Annotated in this window: 14 protein-coding genes; 13 read left to right on the top strand and 1 reads right to left on the bottom strand. The window is 41.5% G+C overall.

The genetic code is table 11. The annotated features are described in order from the left end of the window. Nucleotides 1-188 precede the first annotated feature (188 nt). Complete coding sequence (locus J2S17_RS05535) at nt 189-635, top strand: hypothetical protein (RefSeq protein ID WP_307472720.1); 447 nt, start codon at nt 189-191, stop codon at nt 633-635. 47 nt (nt 636-682) lie between these two features. Here the strand turns inward: J2S17_RS05535 and J2S17_RS05530 are convergent, their stop codons facing one another. Continuing rightward, nucleotides 683-1,630 (bottom strand): DMT family transporter, encoded by a 948-nt coding sequence (locus tag J2S17_RS05530; protein WP_307472718.1) that lies wholly within the window; start codon nt 1,628-1,630, stop codon nt 683-685. Nucleotides 1,631-1,868: 238 nt separating this feature from the next. Here J2S17_RS05530 and prfA point away from each other — a divergent pair, with 238 nt between their 5' ends. From prfA to upp, 12 genes are all read left to right on the top strand, one after another. Next, entirely contained in the window at nt 1,869-2,942 is a 1,074-nt protein-coding gene (gene prfA / locus J2S17_RS05525) for a peptide chain release factor 1 (RefSeq protein ID WP_307472716.1), read from the top strand. Further along, nucleotides 2,935-3,804 carry a peptide chain release factor N(5)-glutamine methyltransferase gene (gene prmC, locus J2S17_RS05520; protein ID WP_307472713.1) on the top strand — a complete coding sequence of 290 codons (870 nt, stop codon included), beginning with the start codon at nt 2,935-2,937 and terminating at the stop codon, nt 3,802-3,804. Before prfA ends, prmC begins: the two co-directional genes overlap by 8 nt. 557 nt (nt 3,805-4,361) lie before the next feature. Next, on the top strand, nt 4,362-5,051 hold the full coding sequence (gene spoIIR, locus J2S17_RS05515) for a stage II sporulation protein R (RefSeq protein ID WP_307472711.1): 690 nt from the start codon (nt 4,362-4,364) through the stop codon (nt 5,049-5,051). Nucleotides 5,052-5,138: 87 nt separating this feature from the next. After that, nucleotides 5,139-5,585: a GNAT family N-acetyltransferase gene (locus J2S17_RS05510; protein ID WP_307472708.1), complete on the top strand. Its 447-nt coding sequence runs from the start codon at nt 5,139-5,141 to the stop codon at nt 5,583-5,585. 177 nt (nt 5,586-5,762) lie between these two features. Continuing rightward, nucleotides 5,763-6,806, top strand: coding sequence for an L-threonylcarbamoyladenylate synthase (locus tag J2S17_RS05505; protein WP_307472706.1), 1,044 nt, complete (start codon nt 5,763-5,765; stop codon nt 6,804-6,806). 252 nt (nt 6,807-7,058) lie between these two features. Further along, complete coding sequence (locus tag J2S17_RS05500; protein ID WP_307472704.1) at nt 7,059-7,610, top strand: manganese efflux pump MntP; 552 nt, start codon at nt 7,059-7,061, stop codon at nt 7,608-7,610. Nucleotides 7,611-7,748: 138 nt separating this feature from the next. Continuing rightward, nucleotides 7,749-8,210 (top strand): low molecular weight protein arginine phosphatase, encoded by a 462-nt coding sequence (locus J2S17_RS05495; RefSeq protein WP_307472702.1) that lies wholly within the window; start codon nt 7,749-7,751, stop codon nt 8,208-8,210. 20 nt (nt 8,211-8,230) lie between these two features. Then, the gene (locus tag J2S17_RS05490; RefSeq protein ID WP_307472700.1) at nt 8,231-9,523 is read left to right on the top strand and encodes a methyl-accepting chemotaxis protein; all 1,293 of its coding nucleotides are present in this window, start codon (nt 8,231-8,233) and stop codon (nt 9,521-9,523) included. Between the two features lie 308 nt (nt 9,524-9,831). Beyond that, complete coding sequence (gene rpiB / locus J2S17_RS05485; RefSeq protein ID WP_307472698.1) at nt 9,832-10,278, top strand: ribose 5-phosphate isomerase B; 447 nt, start codon at nt 9,832-9,834, stop codon at nt 10,276-10,278. 26 nt (nt 10,279-10,304) lie between these two features. Then, on the top strand, nt 10,305-10,859 hold the full coding sequence (locus tag J2S17_RS05480) for a TIGR01440 family protein (protein WP_307472696.1): 555 nt from the start codon (nt 10,305-10,307) through the stop codon (nt 10,857-10,859). Between the two features lie 382 nt (nt 10,860-11,241). Further along, nucleotides 11,242-12,483, top strand: coding sequence for a serine hydroxymethyltransferase (glyA, locus tag J2S17_RS05475; RefSeq protein WP_307472694.1), 1,242 nt, complete (start codon nt 11,242-11,244; stop codon nt 12,481-12,483). A 267-nt stretch (nt 12,484-12,750) separates the two neighbouring features. Further along, complete coding sequence (upp, locus tag J2S17_RS05470) at nt 12,751-13,380, top strand: uracil phosphoribosyltransferase (RefSeq protein ID WP_307472693.1); 630 nt, start codon at nt 12,751-12,753, stop codon at nt 13,378-13,380. Nucleotides 13,381-13,644: the final 264 nt, after the last annotated feature.

Below are 13,644 nucleotides of genomic sequence, written 5' to 3'. Positions count from 1 at the left end.
ATTCTTTAAATCAAATACCTCCAACCTAATATAAAACGACCCAAATAAAATATTCTCGCAAAAAACCTCTGCCATATTCCTAAATCCAGCCCGCAAATCAAAAACTAAACACTCACCCTTTTCCTTCAAAAAATTGTCTGTTCTACCTCCTGACTCTTTGGGCAACCTACCAACAGGAGGTGCAATAAATGAAAAAATTGAGTGTTTCCATTCTATTGCTTGCTCTCATGGCTGGGTGTTCTTCATCTCATGAAGCTGAACATGCAGATAGAGATTATAACCTGAACGATGCGAATAGCGTAAAGCTGAGCAGTCCTGCTGGTCATCGTCCGGATGCGACAAAGGAATTTGCCATGTATGAGCAAAACCCGAATCTGCTTAATACGAATGGAGATAAAGTCAGTGAGCGCAGCGATATTGATAAGGCTCGCATTGTCATTAATACCGAAACCGATTACAAACCGGGTGCGGTTTGGATTGACGGAGAGCATTTGCGTGTAACTGCTTATGCGAAGAAAGATTTCAAAACTGACAATGAGCGGGAAAAAGCAGAAGAGAAGCTCCATAAAATACTGCAGGGTGCACTACCAACTTATTATATTGATGTTAAGCTACGCGAAGATCACAATGATTAATGGAAAAAAGACGGCATGAACGCCGTCTTTTATGCTGTCTTATGAACCTACGGTTTGACAGGCAAGGTCGATACATAGCTGTGAAGTGCCATACCAAGCATGACTAAGCCCATGCCAGCTAGAGAAACATTAGAAGGGAAGGCACTGGAAAGAAAGATGACCTCTCCTGCAACCGCAAATAATACTTCCAATGATTGTGTAGCTTCAACCGCACCCAATTTTTGCATATTCCCTTGAACTAAATCTGTCGCTGCAAAAAATAGTACGGTGGCAAAAACGCCGGATAGGAGCGCGACTAATCCGGATTGATAAACTTGCCCAGCGCTTGGTATACCGGATGTTTGCAAGCCTATGGCTGCAAGGATGAACCAAAAGGGCAGACTGGCAATGGTCATACCGAGCACCCTTTGGTAAGCGTCTAAACGGTTATTCGTCACTTCCATCATTTTTCGATTCCCTAACGGATAAGCAATGGAAGCAATAATAATTGGAATGACGCAAAGCAACGTTTCTTTTAAGGATACTTTAGATGCGTGCTCGAATTGCATAATAAACACACCCAATAAAATAATCAAGCTCATCATCAAACCGCGATAAGGAATCTTCCCTTTAATTTGTATGGGACCCTTTTTGGTATGAATCGTCTCATAAAACAGTGGGGCGAGCAAAGATCCGGAAATAATGGTGATCTGCCACGTTCCTGCGATCAGCCAGCCTGGACCATATGCCGCTGCAAAACAGATGGGGGCATAAAACAAACCAAAGCCTACGAAGCTCCATATCAGCCATTTTCGAGGTGCACGTTTCATTTCTGCAAACATTTGCCGTAAATTGCGCCTGCATGCCACGATCACAAGCAGCATTGGAATCATAAATAAGTAACGTAAGGATGCACTCCAAAACCAGCTTCCGCCATCCATTTCCATCGATGAATTTAATATAAATGTAAATGCAAAAAAGAATGCGGCAAAGATGCCTAATATAATTGCCTTCAAGCTTAAAACACCTCGACTTCCATGATGTATAAACTAACTATATTAAATAACTAACTATCCTTCAATCTAAATATCGAAATTTTCAAACATAAACACCGTATGGTTTTGACTGGTGGAAACAGCTATACTATAATTAGACTGTTATAGGTATCAGTGGTATACCTGATTTTTTCGGATAAATAATATAAATGTTTATTGACTGAGTCAATAGGCTTTTAAAAAATAGAGGTGAATGATTGTGTTTGATCGTCTTCAATCAGTTGAGGACCGCTATGAAAGGTTAAATGAGCTTTTAAGCGATCCTGAAATTGTAAATGATCCTAAAAAACTGCGTGACTATTCCAAAGAGCAATCAGATATTCAAGAAACGGTTGATACATATCGCAAATATAAAGATGTGTACGAACAATTTAAAGATGCGAAAGCGATGCTCGAGGATAAATTAGATGCAGACATGCGTGAAATGGTAAAAGAAGAGCTAGGTGAACTTGAAACACAAGTGGAAGAGCTAGAAGGGAAACTAAAGATACTGCTTGTTCCTAAGGACCCCAATGATGATAAAAACGTTATCATGGAAATCCGCGGTGCAGCTGGCGGTGATGAAGCAGCCCTATTCGCTGGAGACCTCTATCGCATGTATAGCCGTTTTGCAGAAATGCAAGGCTGGAAAACAGATGTGATTGAAATGAGTTCTACAGGTGTTGGCGGCTATAAAGAAATCATCTTCATTATTAATGGCAAGGGTGCTTTCTCAAAGCTTAAGTATGAAAATGGTGCACACCGTGTGCAGCGCGTTCCTGAAACGGAATCGGGCGGACGTATTCATACCTCAACAGCGACTGTAGCGGTTCTTCCTGAAGCTGAAGAAGTGGAAATTGAGCTTCATGATAAGGATATCCGCGTTGATACCTTTGCTTCAAGCGGTCCAGGAGGGCAAAGTGTCAACACGACAATGTCCGCCGTCAGGCTTACGCATATACCGACTGGAACGGTTGTTTCATGTCAGGATGAAAAATCGCAAATTAAAAATAAAGATAAAGCCATGAAGGTTTTACGTGCACGTGTATACGATAAGTTTCAACGGGAAGCACAGGCTGAATACGATCAGCAACGTAAATCTGCTGTAGGTACAGGCGATCGCTCTGAGCGTATCCGCACATATAACTTCCCGCAAAACCGTGTAACGGATCATCGCATTGGCTTAACGATTCAGAAGCTTGATCAAATTCTGCAAGGGAAGATTGATGAAGTGATTGATTCGTTAATTCTAGAAGAGCAGTCTGCGAAACTTGAAAGTGCGTCAAATGAGTAATGCAACGGTGAAAGTATATGAAGCCCTTAACTGGGCTTCTTCTTTTTTAAAAAAATATGAGCGTGATGACAATGCGGGTGAGCTATTATTAAGACACTTTTTAAAAATGAACCGCTCGAGCTTTCTGGCGAGCTTGCGCGAAGAATTACCTGCCGGTGTATACGAACAATTCAAACAAGCAGTACAGCAACACGCAGACGGCAAGCCGATTCAATATATTATGGGCTATGAGGAGTTCTACGGCCGTACTTTTCAAGTGAATGAAGATGTCTTGATACCTCGTCCGGAAACAGAAGAGCTTGTTTACGGGATCTTGCAGCGTATTGAGCACAAATTTGCTGGCAAGAAACAGCTTGCTCTTGTTGATGTCGGGACTGGCAGTGGAGCGATTGCTATCACGCTTAAGCTGGAGAGTAATCGCTTAGATGTGACAGCAACAGATATTTATGGACCCACACTTTCGTTAGCTCAGAAAAATGCCGAAGCTTTGCAAGCTGATATCCATTTTATTGAAGGTGACCTGCTGCTGCCGATAATTGATTCGGGAGATAAGTACGATATCGTCATCTCCAATCCCCCTTATATTCCAGCTGAAGATGTGGAATGGATGTCTGAAGTCGTAACGGATCATGAACCCCATCGTGCTTTATTTGCAGGTGCGGACGGTTTAGATTTATATCGTCGATTCATGGTCGAACTTCCACAAGTAGTACAAGAACAAGCGCTTTTAGGATTTGAAGTAGGCGCAGGTCAAGGTGAGGCGGTTGCATCCATGCTTAAACAAGCCTTCCCACATGCAAAGGTAGAAGTAGTGAATGATATCAATGGCAAGGATCGTATGGTTTTTGCCGAGATTGGATAAAGGATGCCTCCAGCCCCTAAGCTGGAGTTTTTTTTTTGTTTTGGCAGAGGAATGAAAATACATCATTTCAGCTCGTAGACAAAGGTTAAAGTAAGCAAACTTCCTTGGATTTGGAGATGTGTCCGCTCGACCCCTGTGGGAGAAGCGAGATAGGTGAAACCCTGCAGGAGCGTAGCGGAAGCGGCCTGGCGCTCGCCCCGCGGAAAGCGCACGGTAAGCTTCGGGAAATCCCCTACCACTCTTTTTCATTAATAGATATGAGTTTATCTACAGTATCGAATGAAAATACATCATTTATTATTCGCCTATTCATAAAGCCAAATCCGGATATTTTTTAAAGTATACATAATACAAAGATACAAGAATGATAGCCTCCTCTCGGTTAATTTTTGCCATACTGAAACTGCTTCTTCAGATTCAGAAGAAGGAATAAGTGAGATTCTTAATGGTTCCAAAAGAACCATCCTCCGCTTTCGTTTCTATTTTTTTAATTTTAATAGTTTAGGAATTTGTCATCCTGACCACAATGATGATAGTGAAGGGATGGTGCAGGAAAGATGAATGCAAAAGTGATTGTGAACTTATATATTTTAATTTTATCGATTGGGACTTTATTTAGTTTATATATTCCACAGACAGAAGTAGTGGCTGATGAGCCGCTTGTCATACCTAGTGAAGCGATTCGGTTAAGAATACTGGCGAACAGCGATTTAGATAAGGATCAGGCAATCAAGCGAAAAGTGAGAGATGAAGTGAATAAACAGATTACAGAATGGGTGTCTGAGTTAACCTCTATTGATGAGGCGAGATCATTAATTCAATCAAAGCTTCCAGAGGTACAAAAGATTGCCGAGAGAGTAGTGAAGGAAGAGGGATCAACTCAAACAGTAAAAACTGATTTTGATAAAGTGGATTTCCCAACAAAGTTGTATGGTCAATTCCTTTATCCAGCTGGAGAGTATGAAGCGATTCTTATTACTCTTGGTGAAGGAGAGGGTGCAAACTGGTGGTGTGTTTTATTTCCGCCTTTATGCTTTCTTGACTTTTCAAACGGTGTTGCTGTAAGTGAAGGCTTTACAGAAGATAAAAAAGAAGATGAGCAGTCGGTCGCAGAGGGTGAAGAAAAAGTAGAGAAGGAAAAAGCAAATGAAGAAGAGGAAGACCCTGTATATACGGGGGAGGAAGATGAAGAAGAAGTAGAAGTAAAATTCTTTCTTGTTGAGCTTTGGGATAAAATCTTTGGTTAAACTTTCATTTCTAGTAGAATTTTTTGTTCTAGTTTTTTTGAAGGATTCATATTCATAGAGTATAAAATTCGATAGAGGTGAAGATGGGTGACGACAAGTACAGTTAGAGTAGCGCAATCAAATGATATTGGTAGATTAATGAGTTTTTTACAAGAAGCAAGTTTAAGTACGGAGGGTGTGGCTGAAGCCATTGATTACTTTATCCTAATGGAGGATGATCAGGGAGAATTGAAAGCAGGTGTAGGGATAGAACCATATGATGATTGTGGACTCCTGCGATCACTTGTAATGAGGGCAGGAACTTCCGAGCATGATCTGCTTTATCTTTTACAACAGATATTTGCTTTAGCGAAAGATAAAGGCTTAACATCTGTATTTTTAGCATCGAATAAACGGAGCACACTTGAATTATTCCTATTGATGGGATTTAAGAAAGCTGAAAAGGCTGACTTACCAACATCTCTTCTACAGTCATCTCATGTTCAGCATGTTTTGACTGTGGATAACTCTTTCTTTTTGCAATTTTCTATCTAAATTGTGGATAGAGCAACAAAGTTATACACAGAAACAGAAGAATTATACACAATTTGTGGATAATCGCTTGAGTTATCCCCCATCTTCTTTTATACTTTCAAAGGTGATTGGTAAAAAAGTAAAGAATATAAAGGATTCTTTTAATCTAAATGACAATTGTAATGAAGGTGGATATATATGAATACAAGTAGATGGTCGGTGGATAAAAATGTGGATAACCTGGAGAGTTACCCACAGATCACTCAAGCATCCCAAAAACTCATGGAGAATGAAGCTGTAGCTTTTCCTACAGAAACGGTATATGGCTTAGGCGGAAATGCGGAAAACGACGAGGCGGTTGGGAAAATTTTTGCGGCAAAAGGACGTCCGGCAGATAATCCATTAATCATTCACATTGCTGAGCGCGGTCAGTTAGCGGCATTTGTAGAGGATATTCCTGCTAAAGCAGAACGCTTAATGGATGCTTTTTGGCCAGGCCCATTAACGTTGGTTTTCAATAAAAGGGATGGGGCATTATCCGATTTAGCTACGGCCGGGTTAGCAACTGTCGGTGTTAGGATGCCAGATCATCCGGTTGCACTGGCTCTGCTAAAGAAAACGAATCTGCCGATAGCAGCACCGAGTGCAAATCGTTCCGGAAAACCAAGTCCTACAACAGCTGCCCATGTCTGGGAAGATTTGAATGGCAGGATAGCTGGAGTGGTTGATGGCGGTCCAACTGGTGTTGGTCTGGAATCGACGGTGTTGGATTGCACAGAGGAGATTCCGACGATCTTGCGACCAGGAGGAATCACAAAGGAGCAGCTTGTCGAAGTCATCGGTGAGGTGAAGATGGACCCGGCCTTACAGGACACAGCACAAGCCCCAAGGTCTCCAGGAATGAAGTATCAGCATTATGCGCCAAATGCGCCGCTCTATTTAGTGGAAGGTTCTAAGGAAGCGATTCAAAAGCTTGTGTCTGAAAAGCGAAACGAGGGCTTAACCGTTGGTGTATTAACAACAGAGGAAAATACAGATTTTTATGATGCGAATGTTGTGATTGCCTGTGGAAGAAGATCGAACTTAGAAACGGTTGCTTCAGGATTGTATGATGCATTGAGACAATTTAATCATGCTGACATTGATATCATCTATGGTGAAGTATTTTCTGCCGAGGGTGTCGGGGCTGCTGTAATGAATAGGTTGGTTAAAGCAGCAGGTCATCGTGTGATTTCAATTTAGGGGTTTTGACGCTGACAATGTATGTCGGCGTTTTTTGCATGGGATGAGGGTATGTGCTGCAGGGAGGGGATCATTTTTTTTGACGTTCGCTTAGCTCTTGTGAAAAATTGCAGCTTTACTGTAGATTTGAAAGCGGAGGGAATAGTAAATGTAATAAAGGAAGAAAGCGCTCGTAAAATCCGGGATTTGTAAGATTCTAAATGACCTTGGACGTGCATATGCTGAAATAGCAAGTCCAAGGAGGCAGATAGGATGTCAGTAATAGTAGGAGAAATACTTACACTAGCGCTAATGGCTTTTGCCCTAGGCATGGACGCCTTTTCGGTTGGTTTAGGTATGGGAATGTACAAGCTGCGATATAAACAAATATTTAAAATAGGTGTGACCATAGGATTATTTCATGTCATGATGCCGTTAGTAGGAATGCTGCTTGGCAGGTTTCTTTCAGATCAGTTTAGTGAAATCTCTGCCTATATTGGTGGAGGGCTGATGATCATCTTAGGATTGCAGATGCTTTGGTCCAGTATGAAAAAGGAAGAAGAGAGCTTAATCACTCCGGTGGGCATGGGCTTACTTTTGTTTGCTTTGAGCGTTAGTCTAGATAGTTTTTCGGTCGGTTTAACCCTAGGCATCTTCGGAGCAAAAACAGCATTGGTTCTCACCCTATTCGGCATCAGCGCCATGCTGCTCACATGGACCGGCCTCCTCATCGGCCGCAAAGTCCAAGGCTGGCTAGGACGCTACAGCGCTTCACTAGGTGGCGGCATCCTCCTAGCGTTCGGAATCAAACTCCTTTTCCTATAGATATAGAAGAATTGTCGAAATATGACGGTGACAGGCACCAAATTACTACAATTGTCGAAATTTGGCGGTGACAGGCACCCTTTTTTTCTATGTGAAATAGGGATTTTGGATTATAATGTAAGGAAAGGAGGGAGCTTTATGGCTCATGTTTTGTTTGTTTGTACGGGGAATACTTGTAGAAGCCCGATGGCGGAGGCTATTTTGAATAGTAGGGGATTTTCTGGAGTGGAAGCTAGGTCGGCGGGGATTTACGCTGCGAATGGCAGTGATGCGTCTGCACATACGAAACAAGTGCTGTTGGAGGAGGGAATAGAAATCAATCATGATTCCTCGATGTTAACGGATGAGCTTGTTGACTGGGCAACGCATATTCTTACAATGACAAATGGTCATAAATCGGCCATATTGCAACAATTTGCAAATGCAAATGGAAAAACATTTACGGTGAAGGAGTACGCGCACGGTCAATTAAATAGAGATATCATCGACCCGTATGGCGGCCCATTAGCATTATATAAACAAACTTTTCTTGAGTTGAACTCAGACATAGAAAAAATTGCAGCAATGATCAAAGATCAACCTCAAAAAGATGACTATTAAACAATTCTCAGGGGGCAAAAATGGAAAAGCGGAAGTTTAAATTTAGTTTACGAAAAAAATTAGTCATACTCATCTCGGTCCTTGCCATCATTACATATTCAATCAGCGCGATATGCATTCAATTTCTCTATCCGCTCATTGAAGCCTACATACCGATACCTATCGTGGCTTTCAACATCTTCATTTTGATGTTAGGTGCATTTTGGTCAGGTGTATTAGCGTTTTTTGCAGCTGGGTTCATTACAAAGCCTTTGCAGAGCCTTGAGCATTCCGCATTAAGAGCAGCGGACGGCAATCTTCAGGAAGAAGTTGTGCTTGCGCAAACAGACGATGAAATTCGTTCTCTTGGAGCAGCGTTTAACCGCATGCTGGACAGCCTAAAGGAGATGGTCCAAAGCATAGATGGTAATGTCAATGCCACGAATGAAAAAGTAATTGCTATATCCAAAGAGTCCTCCATTGCTGCAGATCAGGCAGAAGCCATTTCTGTCACTATCTCAGAAATCTCACATGGTGCTGAAAATTCAGCGGTTTCCACCCAGTCGACAGCTGAATTAGTAGACGAGGTCATCAGAATCGCAGAGGAAGTGCAGGAAAAGGCTAAGGACTCAGAAGATGTTTCTGCTGAGTTAGTTGAAGATCTCATTAATTCGAAAAAAGCGATTCATTCGCTTATTACTGGGATCGAAACGCTGGCATCAGGCAATCAACACTCTCTTGAAACCGTAAAAAGACTAGAAAATAATGCAGCAAGGGTCGGACAAATTATTCAACTTGTCGGTGATATTGCTGCACAAACCAATTTGCTTGCATTAAACGCTTCAATTGAGGCAGCCAGAGCAGGCGAGCATGGCAAAGGGTTTGCTGTTGTAGCGGAAGAAGTGAGGAAACTTGCGGATGAAAGTGCTAAAGCGGTTCAAGGAATCTCAGAGCTCATCAAAAATATTCAAGAAGAAGTGAAAAATGTCGTTAGTCAAATAACACAGCAAGTAGAAACAGCTAATCAAGAGGCGAAGAAAGGGACGGAAACAAATACAGTCATTGAAGAAATGACACAAACCGTTAACCAAATGGCAGTATCTGTGTCCTCGATTACTGACCTTGCTGATCGTCAAATGAAAACGATGCAGGAAACATCTGCCCAATCCCAACAAGTAGCAGCAATTGCAGAGGAAACATCTGCAGGTGCTGAGGAAGTTTCGGCGGCAGCACAACAACAAACCGCTGTCATTGAAAATGTTGATAAATTAGCTACAGAATTAAAAGCGCAAGCAGAAAATCTGAAAAGTAATATCACAAAATTTAAACTATAAGGCATAGCGGGTGGAGTCACTCGCTTTTTTTAGTTAGAATAATGTCTAACTCCTGCGCCTATCAAACTTTAGGTCTCCTCCCTGCGATATGCAGCACCCGTTTGTTTACCGTATTTCCTTTATCTAAAGAATAAGCCCATCTGCGTTTGTACGGCGATGTGTAAGGCACTTCCGTTTTTCTAATAGAAATACATTTTTGAGTAAGGGTAGAATGACTCCCTTTATTCATTTAAACTGGCTTTATAATTTTAATAGTTTGTGTCAAAATAAAGGCATAAAGCAGTCAGTTGAATGGAGGACTTGTAGAAATGAAAGTAGCAATTGCTTCAGATCATGGAGGCATTAATATTCGCGAAGAGCTTAAAGGTTTATTGGAAGAGTTAGGGATTGAGTATGTTGATTTTGGCTGCGAGTGTAATACGTCTGTAGACTATCCTGATTTTGCTTTACCTGTGGCTGAAAAGGTAGCGAATGGTGAATTCGATAAAGCGATTCTAGTTTGTGGTACAGGTATTGGTATGAGCATTGCAGCCAATAAGGTAAAAGGAATCCGCTGTGCGTTAGTGCACGATACATTTAGTGCAAAAGCAACGAGAGAGCATAATGACAGTAATATACTGGCGATGGGTGAAAGAGTCATTGGGCCGGGATTGGCACGAGAAATTGCGAAAATTTGGTTATCCACTGATTTTGAAGGCGGACGCCATGAAAATCGCATAGGAAAAATTAAAAAATATGAAGAAGAACACCAATAAGCGCGTAAATAAGGAGCGACTTAAAGATGGAACAAGTAAGGCAGTGGGAAGAGCAGCTTGATCAAATAATCTCTGAATTCAGCGAACAAGTGCCGTTAGCAAGGAACAAAATTTTTGTTATCGGCTGCAGTACGAGCGAAGTAGCGGGAAGTCGAATTGGAACAGCCGGTACGGAGCAGGTTGCCGAAATGATTTTTACGAGGCTGAAGAAGTTAAGTGAAGCTACTGGCGTTGAACTGGCCTTCCAATGCTGTGAACACTTGAACCGGGCGATCATCATTGAACGTTCAACAGCTGATAGGCAGCAACTAGATGAAGTCAGTGTTGTTCCTATCCGCAAAGCCGGCGGTGCGATGGCAGCGTATGCTTTCAATCACATGACAGACCCGATCGTTGTGGAACATATTAAGGCGGATGCGGGCATTGATATTGGTGATACCTTTATTGGCATGCAGCTAAAACATGTTGCTGTACCTATTCGAACCTCCCTGCAATCACTAGGCTCGGCCCACGTTACGTTGGCAACAACGAGACCAAAGCTCATTGGCGGTGTAAGGGCTGTGTATGAACGAACAGAATAACGACAAAAAACCTTTGCGTAAGGCAGAGGTTTTTTTATTTGAAGAATAGTAGATGAATTTTTGAAAAACTTGTAACATATCTCTCATTCATACGTTGTAATAAGTTGAAGTTTCTTTTTAAATTGCGGGAGAGAGTAAAAGAAGAGTTAAAAACTATACCGACATTAAGTAAATTCGATGCAATTAAGGAATAAGAGGAGCGGTCCTCGATGACCTCACATATTGGAACTGGGACTAACTGGATGACCACAATGTTTTATCGGAAAAAATCCATGTCGGTGCCTGTCACCTGCGCGAAAAACATGTTAGAATAAAATAGAATTTTCGCAATAAAGCTATTCAATATTTAAAATAGTGTGGCAGATATAAAGGGAGGATTATTATGAAGCATTTAGCGCAGCAGGACGAGCAAGTTTTCAATTCGATTCAAGACGAACTAGGACGCCAGAGAAGTAAGATTGAATTAATCGCTTCTGAAAACTTTGTAAGTGAAGCGGTAATGGAAGCACAGGGGTCTGTTCTGACAAATAAATATGCTGAAGGTTATCCAGGTCGCCGTTATTATGGCGGTTGTGAGCATGTCGATGTAGTAGAAGATTTAGCTCGCGATCGTGCCAAGCAAATTTTTGGTGCAGAACATGCCAATGTGCAGCCTCATTCTGGTGCACAAGCCAATATGGCCGTTTATTTCACCATTTTAGAGCAAGGCGATACCGTCCTTGGTATGAATCTTTCCCATGGAGGCCACTTAACACATGGAAGCCCTGTTAACTTCAGTGGTATCCAATATAACTTCGTTGAATATGGTGTTGATGAGAAATCTCATACGATTAACTATGATGATGTTTTAGAAAAAGCACGTGAACATAAGCCGAAATTAATTGTTGCTGGTGCAAGTGCATACCCGCGTGTAATCGACTTTAAAAGATTCCGAGAAATTGCCGATGAAGTGGGCGCATACTTGATGGTTGATATGGCTCATATCGCAGGTTTAGTTGCGGCTGGACTTCATCCAAACCCAGTGCCTTATGCTGACTTTGTAACAACTACAACACATAAAACATTAAGAGGTCCACGTGGAGGCATGATTCTTTGCAAAGAAGAATTTGCGAAGAAAATTGATAAATCAATTTTCCCTGGAATTCAAGGTGGTCCATTAATGCATGTGATTGCGGCAAAAGCGGTAGCATTTGGTGAAGCGCTGCAAGATAGCTTTAAAGATTATGCAAGCAGCATTATTTCAAATGCTAAGCATTTGGCAGAAAGCCTGCAAAGGGAAGGAATCGAAATTGTATCTGGCGGCACAGATAACCACCTTTTACTAGTAGATGTCCGTTCACTAGGCTTAACTGGAAAAGTGGCTGAAAAAGTATTGGACGAGGTCGGAGTGACAGTAAACAAGAACACGATACCATTCGATCCTGAAAGCCCATTTGTAACGAGTGGTATCCGTATCGGTACAGCAGCTGTTACTTCCCGCGGATTTGGAAAAGAAGATATGGAAGAAATTGCATCGATCATTGCTTTTACATTAAAAAATACTGAAGATGAAGCGAAGCTCTCTGAAGCAAGTCAGCGTGTTGAAGAGTTAACAAGCAAATTCATCTTATATCCTGAAAGATAATGTGAAAATCCAGCCCGAAAAAAAGGGGCTGGATTTTTGTTTGACTGCCGAAGTAATTTAAGCGGGAGGTCATTTGAGCTCACGAATTTAACATTGCCCGATGTATCTATTGTGGTACTATATGGAATCCCCTCATTAATAAACAATGTTATTCTGAGAAATACATTTTCCGTATTAATGATTATCAGAGTTGCCCCGCAAGGTTTTTTTCTGTAAAATAGGACGAAGTGTAAAATGAACTTTTTTAGTAGAAGGAGAGATTTTAAAGTGGCAAAGGTATATGTGTTTGATCATCCATTAATCCAACATAAGCTTACATACATCCGTGAAAAAAATACAGGTACGAAGGAATTCCGTGAGCTAGTTGACGAAGTGGCAACATTGATGGCATTCGAAATTACCCGAGATATGTCTTTAGAAGACATCGAAATTGAAACGCCAGTACAAATGACAACTTCAAAAGTACTTTCTGGTAAAAAGATGGGTATCGTCCCAATTCTTCGCGCAGGCATCGGCATGGTAGACGGAATTCTAAAATTAATCCCAGCAGCAAAGGTCGGACATGTGGGTTTATATCGCGATCCAGCGACACTAAAGCCAGTTGAATATTATGCGAAATTCCCTGGTGATATAGAAGAAAGAGACTTCATTGTAGTGGACCCAATGCTTGCAACAGGCGGATCTGCTATTGAAGCAATCAATTCTTTGAAAAAACGCGGCGGCAAAAGCATTAAGTTTATGTGCTTAATCGCAGCTCCAGAAGGCGTAGAAGCTTTAAAAGAAGCACATCCTGATGTAGATATTTATATCGCTGCATTAGACGAAAAGTTAAATGAAAAAGGTTATATCATTCCTGGATTAGGTGATGCGGGAGACCGTCTGTTCGGAACGAAATAAGGAATTTTCTATTATTGAAGATATTAAAAATGGCATCTCAGAAGTGTAGTAAACAGAGTAAACATACGACTGCACTTCTGTCTTCGCCTATCCAAGGCTCGCCATTTTGGCGGGCTTTCTTTAGAAAAATATTTAACTTCAGCGCCTAGTGCCTATCAAACTTCAGGTAACTTCTTCTAAACGATAAGTCAACAACGGTTCGCTCGTGTTTTCTTTTACTTGAAGCCCTCTAGTTTGTACTGTGCCCAGCGCTTTTCTTAAAAA

The sequence above is a fragment of the Cytobacillus purgationiresistens genome (assembly GCF_030813235.1).
In the GTDB taxonomy this organism is placed as follows: Bacteria; Bacillota; Bacilli; order Bacillales; family Cytobacillaceae; genus Cytobacillus; species Cytobacillus purgationiresistens.
Note: the sequence above shows the minus strand (reverse complement) of the source record. Positions and strands in the feature narration are given on the sequence as shown.